The organism is Cupriavidus sp. HMR-1 (assembly GCF_000319775.1).
Lineage (GTDB): Bacteria > Pseudomonadota > Gammaproteobacteria > Burkholderiales > Burkholderiaceae > Cupriavidus > Cupriavidus metallidurans.
The window spans coordinates 1-25696 of sequence record NZ_ANKP01000117.1; the positions used below are offsets into that span (position 1 = coordinate 1).

The window sequence follows — 25696 nt, forward strand, 5'->3', positions numbered from 1 at the left end:
CGCACCGGCAGCCGCCAGCGGCCACCACGGCTTGCCGGGCTCGGCGATGGCGGCCTTCGCGCCCGAGTCGGACAGCGGTTCGGCCTTCATCCCGAGCGAATCGATCGCCTTGACCACCGGGTCCAGCGAATCGAGCGTGTGGTGGACCGTCAGCACGCGCTGCATCAGGTTGAAATCGAGTGCCGCCACGCCGGCCATACCACCGATCTTGTTGCGGATCAGCGTCTCCTCGGTGGGGCAGTCCATCGCCTCGATGCGATAGGCTGCCGAGCGGGTGCCAGCCGGGGCGGCAACCGGTGTACTGACCGAAACCGATGCGCTGCAGGACGAGCCGCAGCACGCATTCGGCTGCGCCGCCTCGGGTGCCGCTTCATGTGCATGATTGTGATCATGCTTGTGGTCATGACCGTGCTCGTGACTGTGGTCGTGACTGTGTTCGCGGGAATGCGGATGATCGTGGTCATGCCCACGACCGTGCGCGGCCGAGGATGACGGCAGGACGTTATCAGGGGTGGTGCGAGCCATGTCAAATTCCATTGATTCTTGTTCCCTGCCATTGAAGACCCTTTAGTCGCTACAGGGTCAAGCGCCCAACGAAAAACTTTGGAGCGGTGCAAACATGACATGAACGTAATGTTTGGCCGCTCGCCAAACGCCTATAATCGCCCCCCATGCGCCGCCTACTGCTTGTATTTCTCGCAATACTGCTGCCGCTCCAGTTCGCCTGGGCCGGCGCGGCGTCCTATTGCGCACACGAGAAGGCGACCTCGGTCGATGCGCGGCAGTGGCACTTTGGCCACCACACGCACGAGCACAACGCCGGCGACAGCGACCCGCAAGCGCAAGACGCGAAGGACAGCAAATCGGCCAAGCTCCCGGACGGTGACTGCAATGCCTGTCATTTCCCGGGCTCGCACGGCCTGTTCTCCGAGTTGGCGATGACCGGGGACTACCCGTTCGTCACCGTGCACTATCAGCCACGCGCCAGCGCGTTCGGCTCAATCCCCTCTCCCGTTCCAGACCGCCCTCAGTGGTCCCGTCTCGCCTAGCCGGCGAGACGCGGAAAGCCCCTTTCCAATCCACGCGCCCCTGAACGGCGCGCCTGTCGTCTCGCCGATTTTCTCCCGTTCGTATTGGTGAAACTCGATGAGAAACTTCCTTTCGCCCCCCGGCCTGGCGGCCGTGCTCCTTTGCCTGTCGCTGAGCCCCATCGTCAGTCCTGTCGCATCGGCGCAGGACGCGGCAGCCCCGGCATCGGCCCCAGTACGGGTCCCAGTACCCGCTCAGGAACCGCCCAGCGCCTTGACGCTGGAAGCCGCGCTGGCACTGGCCACCGCGCAGAACCCGACGCTGTCCGCCGCCCGCATCGAACTCGATTCGACCGAAGGCGGCATCACACAGGCACGCGTGATCCCGAACCCCGAGATCGCCGTGCAGATGGAAGACACGCGCGCCGCCACACGCGCCACTACTGGCCAGGTCAACCTTCCGATCGAACTGGGCGGCAAGCGCAGCGCGCGGATCGGCGCCGCAAACCGCGCGCGCGACGTAGCCCAAGCACAGCTTGGCACCACGCAGGCCGACCTGCGGGCCAGCGTGATCGGCGCGTTCTTCAACGTGCTGGTCGCGCAGGAGCGCGTGCGGCTGGCGGCCGGCTCGGTCGACATCGCCACGCGTGGTGCGAACGCGGCGGCCCGGCGCGTGGCGGCTGGCAAAATCTCGCCAGTCGAGGAAACCAAGGCACAGGTCGAACTGGCCAATGCGCAGATTGAACGCTCCGAGGCCGACGCCGGGCTAGTGGCGGCACGGCAGTCGCTCGCCACGCTATGGGGCAATCCGTCGCCACGCTTCACCGAGGCCAATGGCAACCTCGATGCATTGCCCGCCCGCCCTCTGGCACCAATGCTGCGCCAGTCGCTCGACGGCGCCCCCGCGCTACTGGCCAGCGAGCGGGAACTCGATCGCCGGCAGGCCGAGATCAACGTCCAGCGCAGTCGTCAGTACCCGGACGTGACGGTGAGCGTCGGCGCCAAGCGCGACAACAGTTCGCCGGAGCGCGGCACCTACCCCGTGCTGGGTGTCGCCATTCCGCTGCCGCTGTTCGACCGCAACCAAGGCAATCTGTACACAGCCATCCGTCAGGCCGACAAGGCCGCCGACGAACTCCGCGCAACACGCCTTCGGTTGGATCACGACCTGCAACAGGCCTCCAGCCAGCTCGAAGTCTCCCGCTCCTCGGCGCTGAGCCTGCGCGAAACCGTGCTGCCAGCCGCCGAGCGCGCCTACCAGGCCGCATCGCAAGGCTTTGAAGCCGGCAAATTCAATTACCTCGAAGTCCTGGATGCCCAGCGCACGCTGTTCCAGGCACGCATCCGCTACCTCGGTGTGGTCGCCAATAGCTGGCAAGCCGCCACCACGATCGACCGCATCCTCGGCCGCTGACAGGAACCAACATGACCTTGACTCGAAAACAGGCCATCACCATCGCTGGCATCGTGATCGCCGGCCTGATCGCCGCGCTTGCCCTGCTGCTCTCCGGCCGTGGCGACGACCACGCGCACGAAGAGGGTGAGGCCGCGCACGGCCAGCCCGCGTCGAACGCTTCGGCTGAATCCGCGAAGACGTCGCAACAAGCCGACGAGCCACCCGGACTGATCGAACTGACGCCAGAACAGATCCGCAACGCCAACCTGGACATCCGCGCCGCCGGCCCGGGCCGCATCCGCAGCGCGGTGGAATTCCCCGGCGAGATCAGGTTCAACGAAGACCGCACCGCGCACGTGGTGCCGCGCGTGGCGGGCGTTGTCGAATCGGTGTCCGCCAACCTTGGCCAGCGTGTGAAGAAAGGCGACCTGCTGGCAGTGTTCGCCAGCACGCAGTTATCGGATCAACGCAGTGAGTTGCTCGCCGCGCAGCGCCGCCTGGAACTGGCGCGCACTACCTACACCCGCGAAAAGAAGCTCTGGGAGGACAAGGTTTCCGCCGAACAGGACTTCCTTGCGGCACGTACCGCGCTGCAGGAAGCCGAAATCGCCGAGCGCAACGCCGCCCAGAAACTGACCGCCATTGGCGCGAAGCCCAGCGCCCGCGCCATCAACCAGTTCGAGCTGCGCGCCCCCTTCGACGGCATCGTCGTGGAAAAACACCTGGCACTCGGCGAAGCCGTCGCGGCGGAAACCGCGGTCTTCACGATCTCCGATCTCAACACGGTCTGGGCCGAGTTCGTCATCGCGCCAAAGGACCTCGGACATGTGAAGCTGGGCGAATCGGTACGTATTGCTTCCGCTGCGTTCGATGGCGAAGCGGAAGGCAAGGTCTCCTACGTCGGCGCCCTGCTCGGCCAGCAAACCCGTACCGCCACGGCCCGCGTGACGCTGCCGAACCCCGAGATGGCATGGCGTCCGGGTCTGTTCGTCACCGTCAGCGTGGCCACTGGCGACGCCGAAGCCCCCGTGATCATCGAAGCGGATGCGGTGCAGGTCGAGGACGGCCAGAAGCAGGTGTTCGTTGAGGCGCCGGGAGGCTTCCTCGCCCGGGCGATCAAGACGGGCCGCACCGACGGCAAGCGCATCGAGATCGTCGACGGCCTGGCCGCCGGCGATCGCTATGTGGCGGGCAACAGCTTCGTGCTCAAGGCCGAACAGGGCAAGGGCAACGCCGAGCATTCGCACTGAACGGAGAGCCATTCATGTTCGAACGCATTCTCCGCTTCGCCATCGCGCAGCGATGGCTCGTGATGCTGGCGGTCCTCGGCATGGCCGGGCTCGGCATCTACAACTACAGCCGCCTGCCGATCGACGCCGTCCCGGACATCACCAACGTCCAGGTGCAGATCAACACTTCGGCGCCCGGATACTCGCCGCTTGAAACCGAGCAGCGCGTCACCTATCCGCTGGAGGTCACCATCGCCGGCCTGCCGGGCCTGGAGCAGACCCGTTCGCTGTCGCGCTACGGCTTGTCCCAGATAACGGTGATCTTCAAGGACGGCACCGATATCTACTTCGCGCGCCAGCTCGTCAACCAGCGCATCCAGGAAGCCAAGGACAAGCTCCCGGAAGGCGTGGTGCCTGCCATGGGCCCCATCTCCACTGGCCTCGGCGAGATCTACCTGTGGACCGTCGAAGCCGAGCCGGATGCGCGCAAACCGGATGGCACGCCATACACGCCCACCGACCTGCGGGAGATCCAGGACTGGGTCATCAAGCCACAGTTGCGGAACGTGCCCGGCGTTACCGAAATCAACTCGATCGGCGGCTTCGCCAAGGAATACCTGGTGGCGCCAAGCCCTGAAAAGCTGGCCTCGTACGGCTTCTCGCTGCAAGACGTGGTGCAGGCGCTCGAACGCAACAACACCAATGTCGGCGCCGGCTATATCGAGCGGCGCGGCGAGCAGTACCTGGTGCGCGCGCCCGGGCAGGTCAAGTCGATCGACGACATCGGGGACGTCATCGTGGGCACCGCTCAAGGCCTGCCGATCCGTGTCCGTGATCTTGCCGAAGTGGGCCTTGGCCGCGAACTGCGCACCGGTGCCGCCACCGACAACGGCCGCGAAGTAGTCCTGGGTACCGTCTTCATGCTGATCGGCGAAAACAGCCGCGCGGTATCCCAGGCCGTAGATGCGCGCATGGCCGCGATCAACAAGTCCCTGCCGGCAGGCATCAAGGCGGTGACCGTCTACGATCGGACCAATCTCGTCGACAAAGCCATCGCCACGGTCAAGAAGAACCTCCTCGAAGGCGCGGTGCTGGTGATCGCCATCCTGTTCCTGTTCCTCGGCAATCTGCGCGCGGCGCTGATCACGGCGATGGTGATCCCGCTGTCGATGCTGTTCACGTTCACGGGGATGGTGTCATACAAGATCAGCGCGAACCTGATGAGCCTGGGCGCGCTCGACTTCGGCATCATCGTCGACGGCGCCGTGGTGATCGTCGAGAACTGCGTTCGACGTCTGGCTCATGCGAAGGAACGCCTGGGACGCCCGCTGACACGCGCCGAACGCTTCGAGGAAGTGTTCGCAGCCGCGAGCGAGGCACGCCGGCCACTGGTCTACGGCCAGCTCATCATCATGATCGTCTACATCCCGATCTTTGCGCTGAGCGGCGTGGAAGGCAAGATGTTCCACCCGATGGCGATGACCGTGGTGCTGGCGCTGATTGGCGCGCTGATCCTCTCCGTGACTTTCGTGCCGGCAGCCGTGGCGCTGTTTATTGGCGGCGGCGTCGAGGAAAAGGAAAACCGCATCATGGGCTGGGCTCGCCGCGGGTACGAGCCGGTGCTCAAACGTGCCCTGGCCAATACGCCGGTGGTGCTCGCCGGCGCGGGCATGGCGGTACTGCTTAGCGGGCTGGTGGCGCTGCGCCTCGGGAGCGAGTTCATCCCCAACCTGAACGAAGGCGATTTCTCGGTACAGGCGCTGCGCATTCCGGGTACCAGCCTGACGCAGTCGGTGGCGATGCAGCAGCAGATCGAGACGCGCCTCAAGGCAACCTTCCCCGAGATCGAGCGCATTTTCGCGCGCACGGGTACCGCGGAGATCGCATCGGATCCGATGCCTCCCAATATCTCGGATGCCTACATCATGCTCAAACCACGTGACAAGTGGCCAGATCCCTCCCGTTCCCGCGAGTCGCTGCGCACCGCGATCGAAGCCGAACTGGAGAAGATTCCGGGCAATCGCTACGAGTTCTCGCAGCCGATCCAGCTACGCTTCAACGAGCTGATTTCAGGCGTGCGCAGTGACGTGGCGGTCAAGCTGTTCGGCGATGATAACGAGGTGCTTGATGCCACGGCGCAGCGTATCGCCAAGGTCCTGCAGACCGTATCCGGCGCCACAGAGGTCAAGGTCGAACAGACCACGGGCCTGCCAGTGCTGACCGTCGACGTCGACCGCGCCCGCGCGGCACGCTACGGGCTGAACATGATCGACGTCCAGGACACCGTCGCCATCGCCGTGGGCGGCCGCGATGCCGGCGTGTTCTACCAGGGCGACCGCCGCTTCAACATTGGCGTGCGCCTGCCGGAAGGCATTCGCGCCGACGTGGAAGCGCTGCGGCGTCTGCCAATCCCCCTGCCCAAGGGCACCAACGCGGCAACAAGCTACATTCCGCTCGGCGAAGTCGCCACGCTGACCATCGCGCCAGGTCCGAACCAGATCTCACGGGAAAACGGCAAGCGCCGCATCGTCATCAGCGCCAATGTGCGCGGGCGGGATCTCGGCACCTTCGTGCCCGAGGCCGTGGCTGCCATCGACACGCGCGTGAAGATCCCCACCGGCTACTGGATTGCCTGGGGTGGCACATTCGAGCAGTTGCAGTCGGCAACGGAACGGCTCCAGATCGTCGTGCCCGTGGCGCTGCTGATGGTATTCGTACTGCTGTTCGTCATGTTCGGCAATGTGCGCGACGGCTTGATCGTCTTCACCGGCATTCCGTTTGCATTGACCGGTGGCGTGCTGGCCTTGTGGATGCGCGGTATTCCGTTGTCGATCTCCGCGGCGGTGGGCTTCATCGCGCTCTCGGGTGTGGCGGTACTCAACGGACTGGTCATGCTCTCGTTTATCCGCTCGCTGCGTGAGGAAGGCCGATCGCTCGATGATGCCGTATTCAACGGCGCGTTGACCCGGCTGCGCCCTGTGCTGATGACGGCGCTCGTGGCATCGCTCGGATTCGTGCCGATGGCGATTGCCACGGGCACCGGCGCAGAGGTGCAGCGGCCACTGGCCACTGTCGTGATCGGCGGGATACTGTCATCCACCGCGCTGACGCTGCTGGTGCTACCGGTGCTGTATCGCTGGGCCCACGGGCGATTGGCGAGCCGCTGACATGACTGCCCCCTCTTCCGCAAATGCGGGAGAGGGGGCAGGAGAAAACGGGGGAAAAGGAAGGAAGCGGAAAGAGGCGGGTGACGACGGCCTGGCCGCTCACCCGCAATACGTCAGCGCGTCAGTGCGTCAGTGTTCGCAGTTGACCATCCACGTCATGCCGAACCGGTCGACGAGCATCCCGAACCCCTCGGCCCAGAATGTCTTCTGGTAAGGCATGAACACCTGACCACCTTCGGCCAGCGCATTGAATATCCGCTGACCCTCTGCATTCGGCACATCGCCCACCGACATCATGAAGCCGGAGAACGCGGGGGTCTGCCCCTCCCGGCCGTCCGATGCCATGAACTGGCTGTCACCCACCTGGATATTCGCGTGCATGACTTTCTCGGCCCAGGCGGGCGATGGCTTGGGCTGCCCTTCGGGCGCGTCCTTGTAGCGCATCATAAACGTCACTTTGGCGCCCATCACCTTGCCGTAGAACGCCATTGCCTCGTCAAAACGGCCGCCGAAATCGAGATACGGTTGCACCTGCATGTCGGTCTCCTTACGTGGAGCGGGCATAGCCCGCGAGCCGACTATTATGCGCCTGCCCTACTGACAGCCTTGTCAGGAAAGTCGAGTTCAAACGTGGTCTGTCCGTCCACGCTGCGCACGGACACGCTGCCGCCATGCAGCCGCATGATGGTGTCGACAATGGCAAGGCCGAGACCGGTGGATTTGGCCGAGTCGCGACGTGACGGATCGGCGCGATAGAAGCGTGCAAAAAGGTGTGGCAGCGCCTCCGGAGCGATCCCGGGTCCGCAGTTCACCACCCTGATGACAGTGTGGCCCGGCTGTCCACGTGACACGGCCAATTGCACCGTGCTGCCCGCTGGCGCGTGACGCAGGGCGTTATCCAGCAGATTGATGATGGCGCGCCGCAGCAATGGCTGGTCCGCAGTCACCGTGGCCGCGCCGGCGACGGAGAGCGTCAGGTCGCGGTCGGCGGCCACAGCTTCGAAATACTCCGCCACCTTGTCCAGTTCCGCCCGCGCATCGAGTGGCCGCGCCCCGAGTGCCACCTGTGCGTTGTCGGCGCGCGCCAGGAACAGCATGTTTTCGATCATGCGCGATAGCCGCTCGTACTCCTCGAGATTCGACTCGAGCAACGATTCATACTCCGGCGCCGTGCGTCGCTGAGCCAGCGTGACCTGCGTCTGGCCCACGAGATTGCTGATCGGCGTGCGGAAGTCGTGCGCCAGATCGGCCGAGAACGTGGAAAGCCGCGTGAAGCTGTCCTGCAGGCGCGCGAGCATACCGTTGAACGCGCCCGCCAGATCGCGCAGTTCCTCCGGTGCGCTGCCTACGTCGAGCCGCGTCGCCAGCCGGCTCGTGGTCACGGCCGCCGCATCGCTCGCCATCCGCCGCAATGGCCGCAAGCCGCGCCGCGCCAGCAGGAAACCAAGGGCCGCCGCCACGATCGCACCGCACAGGACCGCCACGAGCAATCTGCTGTGATACTCGCGCATCAGCGCCACGCGATAGCCCGCATCGCTGAGCACGACGATTTCCACAGTCTGGCCGGAGTCGCCAATCTGGCCCAATGCGACGATGCCGCGTGACGGCACACCGTTGCGCGGATACCAAGTCTGCAATTGAGTCGTATCGGGCGCCGTGGCGAGCGGCAGGACGCGCAGGTCCGGAACCCGTTCATTGCGCGGGTTGAGCGTGACCAGCGGATCGCCGCCCAACGTGCGGACCACGAGCACCAGCCCTTCGTGCCCCATGGCGATATCGGCAAATCGGTGTGTGTCCGCGCGAATTTCGGCCTCACTGCCAACTTCACGCAGCAGATGGCGCACCAGAAGCACCTCGCCTACCAGCTCGCCTTCATCGCGCGCCTGCAACTGGTTGCCCAGCGAACTCGACAGATACGTTGCCACGCCAACCAGCACAGCCGCCGTGGTCAGCCCATAGGCCAGCGCCAGCCGCGTGGTCAGCGATGCCGGCATCGCGGCCTGGAGCTTCGACAGCAACCGCATCATGCCTCGTCGAATTCGTCGAGCACGTAGCCCATGCCGCGGCGGGTATGGATCAGCTTGTTCGGGAACGGGTCATCCACCTTGGCACGCAGGCGTCGGATCGACACGTCCACGACGTTAGTGTTGCTGTCGAAGTTCATATCCCAGACCTGCGACGCAATCAGCGAGCGTGACAATACCTCGCCACGACGCCGCGCCAGCAATTGCAGCAGCGCGAACTCCTTCGAAGTGAGGTCGATTTTCTGCCCCGCACGGGTCACGCGGCGGCGGATGGTGTCGATCTGCAGGTCGGCCACCTCGATGAACTCGCTCTCGCGCAGCGGGCCACGCCGCAGGATCGTCCGGATACGCGCCACCAGCTCGGCAAACGCGAACGGCTTGACCATGTAGTCGTCTGCGCCCAGTTCCAGCCCCTTGAGCCGATCGGACAATTCGTCGCGCGCGGTCAGGCACAGCACGGGGGTGTCCTTGTCCCGGCGCAGTTCGCGCAATACCTGCCAACCATCCATGCCGGGCAACATCACGTCGAGCACGATCAGGTCGTAGTGCTGCTCGCGTGCGTGGGCCAGCCCATCCACGCCGTCGCGAGCCAGATCGGCCACGAAGCCCGACTCAGTGAGTCCCTTGAGCAGATAATCACCGGCCTTCGGCTCGTCTTCGACAATCAGGATGCGCATGTTGGTTCACTTCCGAGCCGGTATGGTACCGGCCCATTATTCGAGGTTCTGGATATAGACCGAGACACTAGCGGAGCTTTGCCACGAATTGGCGAACATTGCACGAATGTCATCTTGATATAGCCATTTTGCAACCGTTTGAGGCAGTACAATGCTGCAACTGCTCAACACAGGCAGTTTGATCCCGCGCAAGTTCCCAATTTCCTCGATGAAACGCCCGTTCTCCGGTCTCCTGTTGTGCATTGCCTCACTCGCGCTGCCTGTCCAGGGCGCGGCTGCGGCTGATATGGCGGCCTGCGAATTGACGGAAGCAATCGGCCTGTCGATGCCCGAGCGGCACGCGGCGATCAAGATCGAAGCGGAAGCGGAGATTGGCCAGTTGAATGGCCTCAATGGAACGCAGGCCCAATGCGAGATAGGCCAGATCGGCCAGATGGGCCCCGGGCGAGGGCTGGAGGATGACCTGCCAGTCTGGCAGGATGCCCGACCAGCCGTTGATGCGCCGAATCACCCCGGCAAGCAACCGGGCGCAGCCGCCAGCAATGCGATGCTGTTGCAGGAATTACCACCCGCGGCGATGCAGTACCAGCGTCATGCGCAGCCGCTGGCCATTACCGCCTTCACAGCCCTACCGATCCTGACTGCCGAGCGTTGCTGACGCATCCGGCCAGCCAATGATGCCGATACACCAGGCGCCCATGCGCCCGGTGGGGTACCGCATCGCTACTCGACGCGATAGAAGTCGATCGACTGCCCGGCATTGACCGCGCGTTGCAGCCAATCAGGGTATTCCCCATTACCGTCCCAGGTTTGCCCCATGGCGTTGCGGTACATCACACGCGGCGGCGCATCTGGCGTCGGCGTTGCGGCTTTCGCAACGGCCTCGGCCTGATCGGCAACTTCGATATGCGCATCGGCAAAACAGCCGGCCTCGACCAGGTCTTCGAACGTCAGGCCGTGACGCTCCATCTGTTCGTGGACCCACACCACCGCGGCTTGTTTGGCTGACTCAGACTCGGACATGACTCATCGTGCGCGCCTGTCGACATGGCTGGACAGGCTGGAGAAAGGAAATTCTTGGGGGACGGCCCGCGCAGCGTGCATTGCGAACCAGATTGAGATTCTACAGGTTGTTTGGCGTGGATTTGTCGCCAAGGCCGAATTCATTGTCCGGTCGGCATCCTGTCCTGCAATCGTATCGCATTGCCCCAGACAAATGACATCAATGTCATTCAAGGGTCATGTTCGCGTCGGGGCCTGCTCTCTAGACTGCATTCCAAGGTCGCGCAACGACCGATCAGACGCTCCAGCAAGCCGTGAACAACCGGTAACCCATATCACGAAGAGGATTCCAAGATGCGAACCATCAAGCAGGCCCTGCTCTACACTGCCCTGACCGCCACCCTCGCCGGCGCCGCCGGATTGGCCAATGCCGCGCCGCGCAGCGCGGATCCGTTCACCGACGGCGCGCGCGTCACCAATCGCGATGGCCTGGTCGAGCGCACCGGCACACGCGATCCGTACACCGATGGTGGTCGCGCCATCCACGATCCGCGCAGCCCGTACACAGACGGCGGCTTCAGCGCAACGGGCAAGCGCGACGTGTTCACCGACGGGGCCTGATACAGGATGTCGCTCGATGCGTGACGCGTCATGACACGCTCACGCATCGACATCGGCCATCGCCAGTTCAGTGAACTGCGCCGCAGGCATCGGCCTGCCAAGTAGATAGCCCTGTAACGCATCACACCCCAGACCTGCCAGGAACGACCGCTGAGCGGTCGTTTCCACGCCCTCAGCCACTACCTGCAAATTCAGCGTTCGGCCCAGCGCCACGATGGCCGATACGATCGCGGCATCCTCGCTGTCCTCAGCGAGATCGCGCACGAATCCCCGGTCGATCTTCAATTCGCTCGCTGGGATGCGCTTCAGATGCAGCAGGCTTGAATATCCAGTACCGAAATCATCGATCGCAATCCGCACGCCCATCTCGTCGAGCTGGGTCATGATCGCGAGCGTGGTCTCCACATCGCGCATGGCGGTAGTTTCCGTAATCTCGAGCGTCAATCGTCTTGGCTCGACCTTATGCCGCGCTAACGCCTCGGCTACCGACTCGACCATGCCCACATGACAGAACTGCAGCGCGGAAAGGTTGACCGCCATCGACCAATGCTTGTGCCCCATGTCGTGCCATAACGCCAATTGCCGGCACGCCTCGTTGAGTACCCACGTCCCGATCGGCACGATCGCTCCGGTCTTCTCAGCCAGCGTGATGAACTGGTCCGGCATCAGTTGGCCCTGCACGGGATGATTCCAGCGCAGCAACGCCTCGGCGCCTACCAGCACATTGTCGACAGCCGAGAACTTCGGCTGATAGTGCAACTGCAATTGCCCGTTTCTCAGGGCCGCGCGCAAGTCCTGGATCAGCATCTGCTGCGCCCGCGCCTGATGGTTCATCGACCGCTCGAAGAAGTAGCTCGCGTTCCGGCCTGATGCCTTCGCGTGGTACATCGCGGCGTCGGCATTGGTCATCAACGCGTCCTGATCCTGTCCGTCGACCGGGTAGATCGCGATGCCGATGCTGCCTGAAACGTGCAACATGTGGCCCGCCACATTTGCGGGCTCTCGCAGCACGTCGATCAGCTTCCCGGCGACGACACCCGCATCCTCAGGTTCGTCGACGTGGACCAGCAGCACGAATTCATCGCCACCGACACGCGCGATCGTATCTTCCGACGAGACCGATGCCCGCAGCCGACTGGCGATTTCCACCAACAGCCCGTCGCCGACCTGGTGTCCGTAGGTATCGTTGACGCCCTTGAATCCATCCAGATCGACGAAAAGCACGGCAAAACGGCTATGCTGCCGGGCCGCTGCCTGAATCGCCAGCGTGAAACGGTCTTCCAGCAGCACGCGGTTCGGCAGATGGGTGAGCTTGTCGTGTAGCGCCAGAAATTCCAGCTCTTCGTTCGCGACGCCCAACGCGTCGGCCAGCACCGCCGTGCGCATTTCCAGGCGCATGTCGAGCACCGACGTAATCAGCGCCACGGCCAGGACGCAGATCGTGATCACGAGAATGGGCAGCGCCAGCGTATTGCCCTGCAGCCCGCCGCCCGCTGCGCCACACACACTGCCGATAGGAAACCTCGCCGCGGCCATGCCGGTGTAGTGCATCGCCGCGACGGCGCCGCCCATCACCAGTGCCGCCCCAAAGCGCAGTTGATGCACGCGCGGCATGTGCCGCCGCAATCGGAAGGCAATCCAGAGCGCCGCCCCGGATGCCCCCACGGCGATCAGGATCGACAATAGAAACAACCACGGGTCGTACTGAATGCCCGGTTGCATGCGCAATGCCGCCATGCCCGTGTAGTGCATGCTGGCCACGGCCCCGCCGAGCACCAGCGCGCCAAGCGCCAGTCGCCTGCGCGGCAGATGCTCCAGGCAGACGAGCCGCAGCGCGAATGCCGAGGCAACAATGGCGATCAGCAGCGAGACAGCCGTGATGGCGGGGTCGTAGCCCAGCGGAATCGGCAGGCTGAACGACAACATGCCCAGGAAGTGCATCGACCAGATGCCAAGCCCCATGGCCACTGCCCCGCCGGCCAGCCACAGCCGCGCATAGCGGCCGCTCGCGGTGGAGATGCGCCCTGCCATGTCCAGCGCGGTATAGGAAGCGAGAACGGCAACAATGACCGAAAACAGGACGAGTAACGCGTCGTAACTGGCGGGAAACATGGTGGGGGCGATGACTTCGAACGGGGCGATGACTTCGAGGTGGCGGCATTCTGACATCGACCGCCACTGCCCGCAAACGACCTATACTCTTGCCTCTCTTCGAAGTCACGGAGCAAAGTCATGCGGGTTGCATTCCTCGGGCTCGGCGTCATGGGCTACCCCATGGCCGGCCATCTGGCCGCCAAAGGCCATGACGTCACCGTTTACAACCGCACCGCAGCCAAGGCAGAGCGCTGGGTCCAGGCCTTTGGCAAACACGGCGGCAAGCTGGCGGCGACGCCGGCGCTGGCCGCAGTCGACTGTGACATCGTTTGTGCCTGTGTTGGCAATGACGATGACCTACGCGCGGTCATGACGGGGCCAGATGGCGCGTTCCAGCGCGCGGCGCCAGGCACTATCTTCGTCGACCACACCACCGCCAGCGCCAGCGTAGCCCGCGAACTGCACGCGGCCGCGCGCGAACGTGGCTGCCATTTCATCGATGCACCAGTTTCGGGCGGACAGGCCGGCGCCGAGCAAGGCAAACTGACGATCATGTGCGGAGGCGACCCGGAAGCATTCCAGCGCGCCGAGCCCGTCATCGCCGCCTATGCCCGCGCCGTCACCCGCATCGGAGAGAGCGGAGCCGGCCAGTTGGCCAAGATGGTCAACCAGATCAGCGTCGCCGGGCTGCTGCAGGCGCTGTCCGAAGCCATCGCGTTTGGCGAGCACGCCGGGCTGGACATGCGCGTGGTGCTCGACGTTATCAGCAAGGGCGCGGCGTCATCGTGGCAGATGGAAAACCGTGGCCCGACGATGCTCCAGAACAAATTCGACTTCGGTTTCGCCGTGGACTGGATGCGCAAGGACCTGGGCCTGTGCCTGGACGAAGCCCGCTGCAACGGCGCCACGCTGCCGGTCACATCGCTGGTCGACCAGTTCTATGCAGACCTGCAACAAATGGGAAGCTCGCGAGACGACACCTCGTCGCTGATCAAGCGCCTGCGTCGTTCGTGACCCGTGATCCGGCGTGCGGTGCCTGCCGTGTCGAGACAGGAATCGACTGACCGTCTGACCGTCCGACAAACACCTACACCGCTTTCAGCAGGCGCCCGAATGGTGAGCGCCCGGCCCGCTCCTATGCTAGATGCGTGATGGAGGTTTCCGCTTCCTGGTCGGCGGGCAGGGTCGGTCAGGACGGCGCGGCATCGTCCGTAGATGGGATGGAGATGCCGCCACGCGCCGCACCATGGCGCCAGTTGCTGTTCTCCGCTTGCGGCAGCCATCGGCGATGGCAATACATCGTCATCGCGGCATGGCACTGCGGGTTGATGCGACGGGCGGCATGATGCGGTACGTGGGAGTCACACCATCGCCAAGCCCTGGTGCGTCGCGCACCAGGGCTTCTTCATTTCCCCGTCCGCCTGATCCTCGGCCTTCGTCTAATGCTCAGTAGGACTTCGGCAATCCCAGCACCCGCTCGGCGATATGGCACATGATCAGCTGCGCGCTGACCGGTGCGATACGCGGGATATAGGATTCGCGCAGATAGCGCTCGACGTGGTATTCCCGGGCATAGCCCATGCCACCCAGCGTCAGCACAGCGGTCTGACAAGCCTGGTGCGCGGCCTCGGCGGCCAGGTACTTCGCCGCATTCGCCTCGGCGCCGCACGGCTTTCCATTGTCGTAGAGCCAGGCGGCCTTCCACACCATCATGTCGGCCGCTTCCAGCGCCATCCACGCCTGGGCCAGCGGATGCTGGATCCCCTGGTTCTGGCCGATCGGCCGCCCGAACACCGTGCGCTCTCGTGCGTAGCGCGTGGCCGCCTCCAGCGCGGCGCGGCCCAGGCCTACCGATTCCGCGGCGATCAGGATGCGTTCGGGGTTCAGGCCGTGCAGGATGTACTCAAAGCCACGGCCCTCCTCGCCGATGCGATCTTCGGCGGGCACCATCAGGCCGTCGATGAACAGCATGTTCGAATCGACCGCGCCCCGCCCCATCTTGTCGATCTCGCGTACCTCGATGTGGTTCCGGTCCAGCGTCGTGTAGAACAGGCTCAAACCCTGCGTCGGCTTGGCCACTGCATCTAGCGGCGTGGTACGCGCCAGCAGCAGCATGCGCGATGCCACCTGCGCCGTCGAAATCCAGATCTTGCGGCCGTCCACGCGATAGGCGCTGCCATCGGCGGTGCGCACGGCCTGCGTCTTCAGGTGCGTGGTATCCAGCCCGGCGTCGGGCTCGGTCACGGCAAAACATGCCTTGTCGCGCCCCGCGATCAGCGGCGGCAACGCGGCGGCCTGCTGGGCCTCGGTGCCGAATACCACCACCGGGTTCAGGCCAAACACGTTCATATGGATCGACGATGCCCCGGAGAAGCCTGCACCTGACGCCGAGACCGTCTGCATGATCAGCGCCGCTTCGGTGATCCCCAGCCCCGCGCCGCCGAACCGTTCGGGCATGGCAATGCCCAGCCAGCCCGCGCCGGCCATCGCCTGATGGAAAGCCTCGGGAAACTTGTGCTCGCGGTCGAGTTCAGCCCAGTACTCGGGCCCAAAATCGCTGCAAAGCTGCGTCACGGCCTCGACGATCGCGTTCTGCTCAGGTGTCCTTTCGAAGTTCATCTTTGTGTCCTCTTATTCCGGCTGGATGCCGGCGTCCTTCACCAGCTTGTTCCACTTCACCAGTTCGCTGCCCACAAAGCCCGCGAACTGCTGCGGCGTCTGCCCGAAGGCTTCAAAACCAAGCGCTTCGAACTTGGGGGCCACTTCCTTGCTCGCGGCGATCTTCGACAACTCGCGGTTCAACCGGTCGACGATCGGCTGCGGCGTCTTTGCCGGGGCGAAAACGCCATTCCACGACGTGATGTCGAACCCCTTCAACTCGGGTGTATCCCCGATCGGAGGCAGGTCCGGCAACAGCCGGCTGCGCTGCGCCGTGGTCACCGCCAGCGCCCGCATCCGGCCCGCCTTGACGTTGGCGATGCCAGCGGCCACGTCGACGAACATCATCGGCACCTGACCCGCGATCACGTCGGTCATGGCCGGCGGGGTGCTCTTGTATGGCACGTGCAGCAGATCGACATGAGCCATACGGGCCAGCGTGGCGCCCGACACGATGCCGGTGCTGTTGCCGCTGGCGTATGACATGCCCGGATGCGACTTCGCATAGGCAATCAGTTCCCCGACGGTCTTGACTGGCAGCTTCGGATTGATAACCAGCATGAACGGCAGGTTGCCCATGCGCGCGACCGGCGTGAAGTCCTTGATCGGGTCGTACGGCAGCTTCTTCATCAGGGAAGGGTTGGCCGAATGCGTCGTGTTCGTCGTCATGAAAAGCGTATAGCCGTCGGGAGCGGCCTGCGCGACGATCTCCGCCGCGATCGCGCCATTCGCCCCCGGACGATTGTCGACGATCACGTTCTGATTCAACGCATCGCCCAACTCCTTTGCCGTGATGCGCGCGACCGCATCGGTACCGCTTCCCGCCGCAAATGGCACGACCAGGCGGATCGGCCGGCTTGGGTAGGCGTCATTGGCGCTCGCCGGCAGCGAAATCGCGGCAGCGGGCAACGCCAGGATGGCAACGGCCAGCGTGCGCCGCATGCGGAAATTGGGCATGGTGTCTCCTCGGTTTTCTTGTCGGCGGCGGGCGCCGCCACGCTTCGATGCGTACTGTGTGCTCACTCGGGCCGGATCACGCGATCGGGCGACTCTTCATACGGCGGGGCATAGACGACGAGCAGCTTGACCGGTTCGTCGCTGATCACCGTGAATACGTGCATCGCGTCCGCCGGAAAGAAGCAGCAGTCGCCAGGACCAAGCTCTTGCGCGTGGCCATTGACCTCGGCACGCGCGCGCCCTTCCAGGACATAACAGACCTGCTCGATGCCGGGATGCGCATGGGGCAACGCGCCCTTCCCCCGTTCGATGGTGCCGTGGATGACTTCAAGCTGCGTGGCGCCGACGTTTTCGCGGCCGATGATGCGGCGATTCAGCGTGCCGACGTGATTGGCGGGGTGATATCCGGCGACGTCCTCGGTGCGAACGAAGTAGACGGGTGATGCGGTCATGGGTGGGCTGTCTCCAACTTCGAGCCCGACCGAGCACAGTCCACGTCGGTCAGACTCTATTTTCACGTTTGTGAAACGGATTTTATCCCCATGAAAAATGCCGTCAACTAGGGATTGCTCCGGATCTGACGTCTCAGCGCCCCACGTGGGCGCGCAAACCTGGGCAGCCACGAGCCCTGATTCGCCAGGATCAAATTCCTCCCTTGGCCTGCCCGCGCGCCGTGCACTAGACTGCTCTCACAAAAAAAGCATGACCGTTCAGTTTTATTCGCTTGGTGCATCCGCGCCATGAGCCATCGTCATGACGCTTGCATCCGGGTCGACCTCGAAGTGCAACCGGAAGGAGACAATGCATGGAATCGAAGAACGTTCCGCACGTGGCCGAACTACTGCGCGACGCGCCGAAGAACTGGGGCAAATGGGGACCCGATGACGAAGTCGGCTCGCTCAACTACCTGACCCAGGCCGAAGTGCTGCGCGGCGTGGCAGCCGTACGCTCGGGCAAGACCTTCACGCTGCAGATCCAGATGGGCAACCCGAAGGGGGATCCGGTCTGGCCCGGCCGCTCGCAGGCACGTCGTCTGAACGTGATGGACAAGGGCCACTACCTGTGCGGCAAGGCGCCGATCTTCCCGGGGCAAGGCGAGTACGCGGACGACATGATGATCATGTACCTGCAAGGCTCCACCCAGTACGATGCCCTCGGCCATGTCTGGTACGGCGACCAGCTCTGGAACGGCTATGACGCCAAGTCGACCATCGGCGGCATGGAAAAAGCCAGCGTGCTGCCCATCGCCGAACGCGGCATCGTCGGCCGTGGCGTGCTGATCGACATGGCGCGCCATCGCGGCAAGGCCGTGCTCGATCCCGGTGAGACCTTCACCCACCTCGACCTGCTGGCCGCAGCCGAAATGCAGGGCGTGCGTATCGAAAAGCATGACATCGTCATCATCCGCACTGGCTGGATCGGCTCCTTCTACGAGCGCGATCAGGCCGAGTTCTACAAGAACTTCATCGAGCCGGGTCTGACCTACAGCCCCGAACTGGTGGAGTGGTTCCACAAGATGGAAATTCCGAACCTGGTCACTGACACCATCGCCAACGAGGTCACGGTGGACCCGGTCTCGGGCGTGGCGCTGCCACTGCACAATGCGCTGATGCGCAACCTCGGCGTGACGCTGACGGAAATCGCGCAGCTTGACCCGCTGGCCACGGATTGCGCCGACGACGGTCAGTGGAGCTTTCTCTATACCGCCGCGCCGCTGAAGGTCGTGAACGGTAGCGGAGCACCGGTCAATCCGGTCGTCATCAAGTAGGCGGAGGCAGGGGTTCTTCCACCGATGCGTCCGGCTGCTTGATGACCGCGGACGCACCCCGCCACGCGCGGCGGCACGCATGGTGTGCCGCCGTTCCACTTTCCGGAGACACCATGACGCCCTATGACCGCAAGCCCTGGCTGTCGAGCTACGAGCCGGGCAAGCCCCACGCGATCACGCCCGAGTTCGCCGACGCGCTGAGCCTGTTCCGTGCCGCGGTAGCGCGCGCGCCGTCGCTACCAGCCATTCTCTACTTCGACGGCAGCCTGAGCTACGCCGAGCTTGACGCGCAATCCGACGCGCTCGCCTGCGCGTGGCAAGACCGTGGCATCACGCGCGGAGAACGCGTCGCCATTTACTTGCAGAACGTCCCGCAGTTCGTCATCGCCCTGGTGGCGGCGTGGAAACTGGGCGCCGTTGCCGTGCCCGTCAACCCGATGAATCGCGCGCGCGAACTGCGCGTGATCCTGGCGGACTCGGGCGCTCGCCTGCTGGTTTGCTCCGAGACCCTTTACGTCGATATCGTCCGCCCCCTGCTTGCGGAAGAAGCCAGCGCGGAAAACGGCGTGCTGCCTCTGGTGATGACGACATCCGAACTGGAGTACCAGCAGCGCCACGACCCACGGCTGTTCGCCAATGCGAGCCGACAGGAAACACCGGGCGCGGAATCGCTGTCGGCAGTGATCGCAGCCAACGCCGGCCGCCATCCTCCACCAGTGGCGCTGGGGCCGAACGACATCGCCATGCTGGTGTACACCTCCGGCACCACCGGCGTGCCCAAGGGCGCGATGAACACCCACGGCAACGTAGCCTTCAACGCCCAGGTCTACCGCGACTGGATCACGCTGGGCGAAGGAGAGCCCATCCTCGGCGTCGCGCCCCTGTTTCATATCACCGGGCTGATCGGCCATATCGGCGCCGCCTTCATGTGCGCCGCCCCGCTGGTGCTGGCCTGTCGCTTCGAACCGGGCGTGATGCTCGACACGCTGCGCGAGCATCGCCCCGCTTTCACCATCGGCGCCATCACCGTGTTCATCGCGCTGATGAACCACCCAAATGCCACACGCGATTGCTTCGCGTCGCTGACCAAGATCTACTCCGGCGGCGCGCCGATTCCGCCCAGCGTGGTGGAGGCGTTTCGCGAACGCTTCGGCCACTACATCCACAACGGCTACGGCCTGACCGAGACCAACTCGCCAACGCACGTGGTGCCGCGCGGGGTCGAGGCGCCCGTGGACCCGGCCTCCGGCACCCTTGCCGTGGGCGTGCCGGCCTACAACGTCGAGTCCTATATTGGCGACGACGAGGGCAAACCGATGGCAGTTGGCGAAGTCGGCGAGATCATTTCGCGTGGGCCGATGATCGTGCCGGGATACTGGAACAAACCGCAGGAGAGCGCCAAGGCCATCGTCGATGGTTACTTCCGCACCGGGGATGTCGGGTTCATGGACGAACGCGGCTGGTTTTACCTCGTGGACCGCAAGAAGGACATGATCAACGCCAGCGGCTACAAGGTCTGGCCACGCGAGGTGGAGGACGTGCTGTACACCCATCCCGCCGTGCGGGAAGCCGCCGTGGTTGGCGTTCCCGATGCCTACCGTGGCGAGACGGTGAAAGCCGTGGTCAGCCTCAAGCCTGGGGCGAGCGTCACGCCAGAAGAACTGGCGGAGTACTGCAAGGCCCGGATGGCGGCGTACAAGTATCCCCGCCTGGTAATGATCATGGACGAGCTTCCCAAGACCGTTACCGGCAAGATCTTGCGACGGGAGCTGCGGGGGTAGTCATCGGGTTTTGATCTAGGTCACGACCTTGGGAAGCGCTGCCCGACGGGTTCGGGTAGCACGCCGTCCTTCGTTCTTGTTACCTGCCGTACCAGGTCCCGGCATCCGTGGCGTAGTCCGCCGCCACGGATGATCCGCTCAGACCACCCAAACCTTCTGTCGGCATGCATTGCCGCCACGACGCCTTCCTGCGTCTATCGTCGGCGCGCCTCTCGATATCTCGATTTGGTTGCAACCCCAGAAGGCACTGTTGCGGCAAGCGCCTGATTGATTCGCTCCATTCCGGCATTGCATCCCGATTCCACACGAACTCGCTCAACTGATTCCCCGCAGCGAAACCAATTTCGCGAGCCCACCAGAGGAAACGTTTTCTCACAATCATTGGAAACGCCTCGCGAAATACACTGAGAGCATCGATAAGCCATCCTTCACCCCAGATAGAATCGCCTAATTTTCGAGCGTTTACCCCGATACGGCGCGGTTTGACTTTTATCTCCAACACGGTGAATATGAGAAAACGTTTTCTTTAATGATCTTCCACACCCTAGCCGCGCCCTGATGAGTACATCCCGCTTCCCCGTAGATACCCTCCCCCCTACCGGCAATCTGATCAATGGCGTCTGGGTCGACTCGACCGACCACTTCGACGTGCTAGACAAGTTCACCGGCCACCCCATTGCCACAATGTCCGCGGCCACTCGCGAGCAGGTTTCGCAGGCGGTACGCATCGCCAGGATGGCAGTCGATGCAGGGCCACCAGCCCCGCACGACCGCAGCGTGGTACTGCGGGGCGCGGCGGAACGACTGGAGGCATGGCGCAGCCGTTTCGTCGACGCCATGACCACGGAAGCTGGATTCACACTGGTCGATGCCAACAACGAGATTGATCGGGCCAAGATCACGCTCAACCTGTGCGCCAATGAATCCACCCAATTGACCGGGGAGGTCGTTCCGTTTGCGGCCAGCCCAGGCGCGCACCAGCGCATCGGCTTCACACGACGCTTCCCTGTTGGCGTGGTGTGCGCAATCACGCCGTTCAATTCGCCGCTCAATACCGTCCTGCATAAGGTAGGGCCGGCCTATGCAGCGGGCAATTCAGTCATCCTCAAGCCATCGGCATTCACACCGCTGACCAGTGCGCTGCTGGGCCAGGTGCTGCTGGAGGCGGGCATGCCCGCGCCGTTCCTGTCGATTTTGCAGGGCGAAGGCGAGACAGTGGGAACCTGGCTGCTGGAAGAACAGGACGTGGCCTTCTACACGTTCACCGGCAGTACACGTGTTGGCCGCATCATCCAGCGCGCGGCAGGCCTGCGTCGCACGCAAATGGAACTCGGCAGCATCGCCAGCACGTTTGTTGCGGCCGATGCCGATCTGGACCGGGCCATCCCCAAGATCGCCAACGCAGGCCTGCGCAAGGCCGGGCAGGTCTGCACATCCGTGCAACGTCTGTATGTTGACCACCGTATCGCCGACGAGGTCGCGCAACGTCTGGTCGAGTACGCGCGCACACTGGTGGCCGGAGATCCTCGGGATCCCGCCACGCGCGTGGGACCGCTGATCAATGAACAAGCGGCGATCCGCGCCGAAACGTGGATTGGCGAAGCCGTGGCCGCGGGTGCCCGAGTCCTTTGTGGCGGTACCCGCCAGCGCTCAGTCATCGAGCCGACCGTGATAACCGATGTCCCCGACGAGGGACGTGTGTGGTGCCAGGAAGCATTTGCACCGCTGATCGCACTTCGGCCATTCGATGACTTCGATGCGGCATTGGCCAGCGCGAACAGCACGCCGTTCGGACTGGCTGCCGGCATCTTTACCCAGGACATTGATCGCGCAATGAAAGCCGCGGAGACGCTGCGCTTCGGCACGGTTCAGATCAACGAAACGTCGAGCGCGCGTTCGGACGTGATGCCGTTCGGCGGCGTGAAAGACAGCGGCTTCGGGAAGGAAGGACCGCACTACGCGATGCGCGAGATGACCGAGGAACGCCTCACCGTCTTCAATCCTTGAGAAAGCCCGCCATGACTTCACACATTTCCGGCCGCCGAAGGATCCTGAAGGCGAGTGCCGCCGCGGCAGCCATCGCCGTCCTCCCAGGCGTCGCCCTTGCAGAGACTTATCCCGCCAGGCCTCTGACGCTGATCGTGCCATTCGCAGCGGGCGGCCCGACCGACATCCTCGGGCGCGTCATTGCTGAGGGCATGGCACGCGATCTTGGTCAGCCCGTGGTGGTCGAGAACGTGCCGGGAGCTGGTGGCACACTCGGCACCGCCCGCGCGGCACGGGCCGCACCCGATGGCTACACGCTGGTGATAGGCAACGTCGGTACTTTGGCCGCAAACGCCACGCTATATAAGTCTCTGTCCTACAACGTTCTGAAAGACCTGATTCCGCTCGCCTCGGTGGGCGATGCGCCGCAAGTCATCACCGCACGCAAGGATTTTCCAGCTACTGGCCTCGATCAGTTCGCCACCTACGCCCGTCAGAATGCCGCCAGGATGAACGCAGGCGCAGCCGGCGTGGGTTCTGGCTCGTTTCTTGGTAGCGTGCTGGTGAACGCCAGGCTCGGCGTCAACGTCAACATTGCCAACTACCGCGGAGCGGGTCTCGCCCTCAATGACGTGGCTGCGGGTCATATCGACTACCTGGTGGACAGCACTACGACGTCCACCAGCTTCATCAAGTCGGGCATGGTCAAGGGCATCGTCGTGCTGCGTCCAAAGCGGATCAGCGCGCTGCCTGACGTACCCGCCGCCGGCGAATCGGGCATCAAGGACTTGAACTACGACATCTGGAACATGGTGCTTGCCCCGAGAGGCACACCAGCCCCGATTGTGACAAGGCTCAGCAAGGCGCTTCGCAGTGCGATTCGCGATCCGCAAACCCTGGCGCGGCTGGCACCAGCCGGCGTGGAGGCGCCGGCCGAGCGCCAGCAGACGCCTGAAGGCGCGGCCGAACTGCTTTCGAACTCGGTTGCTACCTGGCGCACCTTGTTGTCCGGGCTGAACGTCACGCTCGATTAGCATCCTCGGCCCCCTGGCCTACGCATAAGAAATTCAGGAGACAAACAATGAGTCATTTCCTAATGAAAACCACGCGCGTGGTTAGCGCGAGCATTGCCTTGGCAGTGGCGGCGTGCCCCGCCCTCGCAGCCGACTGGCCGACCAAGCCAATCACCATCGTCGCCCCGTTTACTCCCGGCGGCACCACTGACATCGTCGCGCGCGCCATTGCTGCGCAATTGCAGCGTGAACTCGGGCAATCCGTGGTCGTGGACAACCGCCCCGGCGCGGGTGGCACGCTCGGCGCCGCATTGGTGGCGCGCGCGCAGCCCGACGGCTACACGCTGCTGCTGGCGAACGTGGGTCACGCAGCGGCGCCAGCCCTCTATAAGAACCTCCCGTACGACTTCGAGAAGGACATGACGCACATCACAACCGTCGCTGTGGTGCCAAACGTCCTGATCGTGCGGAAATCCCTGCCGGTCAACAACGTGAAGGAACTGATCGCCTTCATGAAGAGTCATCGCGCGGAAGCCACGTACGGATCAGCGGGCATCGGGACCACGCAACACCTGTCCGCGGAACTCCTGAAGAAGCAGGCGTCGTTCGATGCCGTGCACGTACCGTACAAAGGCGCATCACCGATGATGACCGACATCATCGGCGGCCGCGTGACCTTCGCGCTCGACTCCGCCGCTTCGGCCAATGCCCAGTTGGCCGGCGGAAATATCAAGGCCCTGGCGGTAACTACCGCGCAGCGCACGCGCTTCCTGCCGGACGTGCCGACACTTAGCGAAGCCGGCGTACCGGGCTATCAGATGAGCACGTGGTACAGCTTGACCGCGCCGCGCAATCTTCCCGCACCCATTCGTGACCACATTTACCAAGCCGTGCTGGCCAGCATGAAAGACCCTGCCATGCAGAATACCTTGCAGAGCATGGCAGCGGAGCCGGGAGGCATGGCGCCAGCCGCGCTGACATCGTTCGTTCACACCGAAATCAAGCGTTGGACGACCATCGCATCAGGCTTCTCCGCTACCGATTGAGTCCCTCCATACAGTTCGACGATTTCATGACCATTACCGATATCTCAACCTTCTTTTGTCCAACGCGTATCTACATGGGTGTCGGCGCTCACGAGCGAATCGCCACCATCGTGAGAGACCGTGGCTGCACGCGCGTGTTCATCGCGGTGGATGCCGCACTGCTTGCCAGCGACTTCTACCATCGCGTGACCGCTTTGCTGAAGCGCGAGGGCGTGGCTACTGTCACTTTCTCGGACATAGAACCCGATCCGAGCGCGCATACCGTGGCGCGTGCTCTCGACGTCTGTCGCGCACACGACGCCACGGCCATTATCGCGATTGGCGGAGGGAGCACCATTGATGTAGCCAAGGCGGTCGGCATCGTGCTCACCAACGGTGGCCGTATCCATGATTACGAGGGCATCGAGAAGTTCTCGATCGCGCCTCCGCTGTTGATCGCCATTCCGACCACGGCGGGCACGGGCTCAGAGGTGTCAGGCTCCTGCGTCATCACGGATACGGAGAAAAACCTCAAGATGTCCATTCGACATGCCGCGCTAAATCCCGCGGCATTCGCAATTCTCGATCCACTGGCACTGCGTACCGTGCCAGCCCACGTGGCGGCACATTCCGGCATTGATGCATTCGTCCACGCGTTCGAATCGTATCTCTCCTCGCAGTCGAATCTGATCACGGACGCGATCAATATTCAGGCCATCGAATTGTTGGCAGGGAACATCCGGCAGTTCGTGGCCGATCGAGAAAACATGGAGGCCGCCGCAAACATGCTATGCGGCTCCGCGCTGGCAGGCATCACTTTTGGGCAGACTGGTCTTGGCAATGTGCACTGCATGGCCCGCTTTGTCGGCGCGGAGTTCCATCTGTCGCACGGGTTGTCAAATGCGCTGTGCCTGCCAACAGTCTCTCGATTCAATCTGCTAGCCAATCCCGCGAAATATGCGAAGCTGGCGGCCGCCATGGGACGCCCCATACAAGGACTGCCCGTGCTCGACGCCGCGCGCGTGGCGGTGGAGGCCATCGAGGCGCTTTGCGCGGACCTTGGGATTCCGCGCCGCTTGCGAGACGCGGGCGTAACCGAGGACAAGCTCGACGGGATGGCGGAGTTGTGCGTGCAGGCCAACTATAATCGCTGGAATCCCCGGAAAACCACCCTTGCGGATTTCCGGAATCTGTTCCAAGAAGCCTTTTGATCCGGAAGCCGATTTGACCAAGCGTGTGACTGTCCATGATGTTGCCCGCGCGGCGGGCG

Annotated in this window: 22 protein-coding genes; 13 read left to right on the forward strand and 9 right to left on the reverse strand. The window is 63.7% G+C overall.

Features of this window, described 5'->3' with window-relative positions; all coding sequences use genetic code 11:
• On the reverse strand, positions 1-525 hold a 525-nt coding region (locus D769_RS31135; RefSeq protein WP_346773384.1), incomplete at its 3' end, for a cation transporter.
• Positions 526-671: 146 nt separating this feature from the next.
• Here D769_RS31135 and czcI point away from each other — a divergent pair.
• The 4 genes from czcI (at position 672) to D769_RS15765 (ending at position 6820) form a co-directional block, all read left to right on the forward strand.
• Positions 672-1049, forward strand: coding sequence for a cation efflux protein, CzcI family (gene czcI, locus D769_RS15750; RefSeq protein ID WP_008646751.1), 378 nt, complete (start codon positions 672-674; stop codon positions 1047-1049).
• Between the two features lie 97 nt (positions 1050-1146).
• Positions 1147-2442: a TolC family protein gene (locus tag D769_RS15755; protein WP_152415007.1), complete on the forward strand. Its 1296-nt coding sequence runs from the start codon at positions 1147-1149 to the stop codon at positions 2440-2442.
• Between the two features lie 11 nt (positions 2443-2453).
• Positions 2454-3674, forward strand: a complete 1221-nt coding sequence (locus D769_RS15760; protein WP_008646754.1) for an efflux RND transporter periplasmic adaptor subunit — start codon at positions 2454-2456, stop codon at positions 3672-3674.
• Between the two features lie 14 nt (positions 3675-3688).
• Positions 3689-6820, forward strand: coding sequence for a CusA/CzcA family heavy metal efflux RND transporter (locus D769_RS15765; protein WP_008646755.1), 3132 nt, complete (start codon positions 3689-3691; stop codon positions 6818-6820).
• A 129-nt stretch (positions 6821-6949) separates the two neighbouring features.
• Here the strand turns inward: D769_RS15765 and D769_RS15770 are convergent, their stop codons facing one another.
• Genes D769_RS15770 through D769_RS15780 form a run of 3 tightly spaced genes read right to left on the reverse strand, consistent with a single transcriptional unit; the run spans position 6950 to position 9521 of the window.
• Positions 6950-7357: a VOC family protein gene (locus tag D769_RS15770; protein ID WP_008646756.1), complete on the reverse strand. Its 408-nt coding sequence runs from the start codon at positions 7355-7357 to the stop codon at positions 6950-6952.
• Positions 7358-7401: 44 nt separating this feature from the next.
• Positions 7402-8844, reverse strand: coding sequence for a heavy metal sensor histidine kinase (locus D769_RS15775; protein WP_035883502.1), 1443 nt, complete (start codon positions 8842-8844; stop codon positions 7402-7404).
• Complete coding sequence (locus D769_RS15780) at positions 8844-9521, reverse strand: heavy metal response regulator transcription factor (RefSeq protein WP_008646759.1); 678 nt, start codon at positions 9519-9521, stop codon at positions 8844-8846. The genes D769_RS15775 and D769_RS15780 overlap by 1 nt, the downstream gene beginning before the upstream one ends.
• A 151-nt stretch (positions 9522-9672) precedes the next feature.
• Between D769_RS15780 and D769_RS15785 the strand changes: the two genes are divergently transcribed.
• On the forward strand, positions 9673-10179 hold the full coding sequence (locus tag D769_RS15785; protein WP_008646761.1) for a hypothetical protein: 507 nt from the start codon (positions 9673-9675) through the stop codon (positions 10177-10179).
• A 65-nt stretch (positions 10180-10244) separates the two neighbouring features.
• Here D769_RS15785 and D769_RS15790 read toward each other — a convergent pair whose 3' ends face one another.
• Complete coding sequence (locus D769_RS15790) at positions 10245-10544, reverse strand: H-NS family nucleoid-associated regulatory protein (protein WP_008646763.1); 300 nt, start codon at positions 10542-10544, stop codon at positions 10245-10247.
• A 333-nt stretch (positions 10545-10877) separates the two neighbouring features.
• Here D769_RS15790 and D769_RS15795 point away from each other — a divergent pair, with 333 nt between their 5' ends.
• On the forward strand, positions 10878-11144 hold the full coding sequence (locus D769_RS15795; RefSeq protein WP_008646765.1) for a hypothetical protein: 267 nt from the start codon (positions 10878-10880) through the stop codon (positions 11142-11144).
• 39 nt (positions 11145-11183) lie between these two features.
• Here the strand turns inward: D769_RS15795 and D769_RS15800 are convergent, their stop codons facing one another.
• Complete coding sequence (locus tag D769_RS15800) at positions 11184-13256, reverse strand: EAL domain-containing protein (RefSeq protein WP_040011081.1); 2073 nt, start codon at positions 13254-13256, stop codon at positions 11184-11186.
• A 120-nt stretch (positions 13257-13376) separates the two neighbouring features.
• On the opposite strand from D769_RS15800, the gene D769_RS15805 reads away from it, so the two are divergent.
• Positions 13377-14252, forward strand: a complete 876-nt coding sequence (locus tag D769_RS15805; protein ID WP_008646769.1) for an NAD(P)-dependent oxidoreductase — start codon at positions 13377-13379, stop codon at positions 14250-14252.
• A 432-nt stretch (positions 14253-14684) separates the two neighbouring features.
• On the opposite strand, the gene D769_RS15810 is transcribed toward D769_RS15805, so the two are convergent.
• The 3 genes from D769_RS15810 to D769_RS15820 all read right to left on the reverse strand — a co-directional run bounded on the left by D769_RS15810 (position 14685) and on the right by D769_RS15820 (position 17305).
• The gene (locus D769_RS15810; RefSeq protein WP_008646771.1) at positions 14685-15857 is read right to left on the reverse strand and encodes an acyl-CoA dehydrogenase family protein; all 1173 of its coding nucleotides are present in this window, start codon (positions 15855-15857) and stop codon (positions 14685-14687) included.
• Between the two features lie 12 nt (positions 15858-15869).
• Positions 15870-16853: a tripartite tricarboxylate transporter substrate binding protein gene (locus D769_RS15815; RefSeq protein WP_008646772.1), complete on the reverse strand. Its 984-nt coding sequence runs from the start codon at positions 16851-16853 to the stop codon at positions 15870-15872.
• Positions 16854-16915: 62 nt separating this feature from the next.
• Entirely contained in the window at positions 16916-17305 is a 390-nt protein-coding gene (locus D769_RS15820) for a cupin domain-containing protein (RefSeq protein WP_008646773.1), read from the reverse strand.
• A gap of 353 nt (positions 17306-17658) precedes the next feature.
• Here D769_RS15820 and D769_RS15825 point away from each other — a divergent pair, with 353 nt between their 5' ends.
• From D769_RS15825 to D769_RS15850, 6 genes are all read left to right on the forward strand, one after another.
• On the forward strand, positions 17659-18621 hold the full coding sequence (locus D769_RS15825; protein WP_008646776.1) for a cyclase family protein: 963 nt from the start codon (positions 17659-17661) through the stop codon (positions 18619-18621).
• Between the two features lie 113 nt (positions 18622-18734).
• The gene (locus tag D769_RS15830; protein WP_008646782.1) at positions 18735-20402 is read left to right on the forward strand and encodes an AMP-binding protein; all 1668 of its coding nucleotides are present in this window, start codon (positions 18735-18737) and stop codon (positions 20400-20402) included.
• Between the two features lie 558 nt (positions 20403-20960).
• Positions 20961-22409: an aldehyde dehydrogenase family protein gene (locus D769_RS15835; RefSeq protein ID WP_008646785.1), complete on the forward strand. Its 1449-nt coding sequence runs from the start codon at positions 20961-20963 to the stop codon at positions 22407-22409.
• 11 nt (positions 22410-22420) lie between these two features.
• Positions 22421-23422 (forward strand): tripartite tricarboxylate transporter substrate-binding protein, encoded by a 1002-nt coding sequence (locus tag D769_RS15840; protein WP_008646787.1) that lies wholly within the window; start codon positions 22421-22423, stop codon positions 23420-23422.
• A 47-nt stretch (positions 23423-23469) separates the two neighbouring features.
• Positions 23470-24447 (forward strand): tripartite tricarboxylate transporter substrate binding protein, encoded by a 978-nt coding sequence (locus tag D769_RS15845; RefSeq protein ID WP_040011078.1) that lies wholly within the window; start codon positions 23470-23472, stop codon positions 24445-24447.
• Complete coding sequence (locus D769_RS15850) at positions 24408-25637, forward strand: iron-containing alcohol dehydrogenase (protein WP_241227873.1); 1230 nt, start codon at positions 24408-24410, stop codon at positions 25635-25637. The genes D769_RS15845 and D769_RS15850 overlap by 40 nt, the downstream gene beginning before the upstream one ends.
• Positions 25638-25696: the final 59 nt, after the last annotated feature.

Coding starts and splice junctions, on each gene's coding strand:
- czcI (WP_008646751.1), top strand. CDS start 672: ATGCGCCGCCTACTGCTTGTATTTCTCGCAATACTGCTGCCGCTCCAG.
- D769_RS15755 (WP_152415007.1), top strand. CDS start 1,147: ATGAGAAACTTCCTTTCGCCCCCCGGCCTGGCGGCCGTGCTCCTTTGC.
- D769_RS15760 (WP_008646754.1), top strand. CDS start 2,454: ATGACCTTGACTCGAAAACAGGCCATCACCATCGCTGGCATCGTGATC.
- D769_RS15765 (WP_008646755.1), top strand. CDS start 3,689: ATGTTCGAACGCATTCTCCGCTTCGCCATCGCGCAGCGATGGCTCGTG.
- D769_RS15770 (WP_008646756.1), bottom strand. CDS start 7,357: ATGCAGGTGCAACCGTATCTCGATTTCGGCGGCCGTTTTGACGAGGCA.
- D769_RS15775 (WP_035883502.1), bottom strand. CDS start 8,844: ATGCGGTTGCTGTCGAAGCTCCAGGCCGCGATGCCGGCATCGCTGACC.
- D769_RS15780 (WP_008646759.1), bottom strand. CDS start 9,521: ATGCGCATCCTGATTGTCGAAGACGAGCCGAAGGCCGGTGATTATCTG.
- D769_RS15785 (WP_008646761.1), top strand. CDS start 9,673: ATGCTGCAACTGCTCAACACAGGCAGTTTGATCCCGCGCAAGTTCCCA.
- D769_RS15790 (WP_008646763.1), bottom strand. CDS start 10,544: ATGTCCGAGTCTGAGTCAGCCAAACAAGCCGCGGTGGTGTGGGTCCAC.
- D769_RS15795 (WP_008646765.1), top strand. CDS start 10,878: ATGCGAACCATCAAGCAGGCCCTGCTCTACACTGCCCTGACCGCCACC.
- D769_RS15800 (WP_040011081.1), bottom strand. CDS start 13,256: ATGTTTCCCGCCAGTTACGACGCGTTACTCGTCCTGTTTTCGGTCATT.
- D769_RS15805 (WP_008646769.1), top strand. CDS start 13,377: ATGCGGGTTGCATTCCTCGGGCTCGGCGTCATGGGCTACCCCATGGCC.
- D769_RS15810 (WP_008646771.1), bottom strand. CDS start 15,857: ATGAACTTCGAAAGGACACCTGAGCAGAACGCGATCGTCGAGGCCGTG.
- D769_RS15815 (WP_008646772.1), bottom strand. CDS start 16,853: ATGCCCAATTTCCGCATGCGGCGCACGCTGGCCGTTGCCATCCTGGCG.
- D769_RS15820 (WP_008646773.1), bottom strand. CDS start 17,305: ATGACCGCATCACCCGTCTACTTCGTTCGCACCGAGGACGTCGCCGGA.
- D769_RS15825 (WP_008646776.1), top strand. CDS start 17,659: ATGGAATCGAAGAACGTTCCGCACGTGGCCGAACTACTGCGCGACGCG.
- D769_RS15830 (WP_008646782.1), top strand. CDS start 18,735: ATGACGCCCTATGACCGCAAGCCCTGGCTGTCGAGCTACGAGCCGGGC.
- D769_RS15835 (WP_008646785.1), top strand. CDS start 20,961: ATGAGTACATCCCGCTTCCCCGTAGATACCCTCCCCCCTACCGGCAAT.
- D769_RS15840 (WP_008646787.1), top strand. CDS start 22,421: ATGACTTCACACATTTCCGGCCGCCGAAGGATCCTGAAGGCGAGTGCC.
- D769_RS15845 (WP_040011078.1), top strand. CDS start 23,470: ATGAGTCATTTCCTAATGAAAACCACGCGCGTGGTTAGCGCGAGCATT.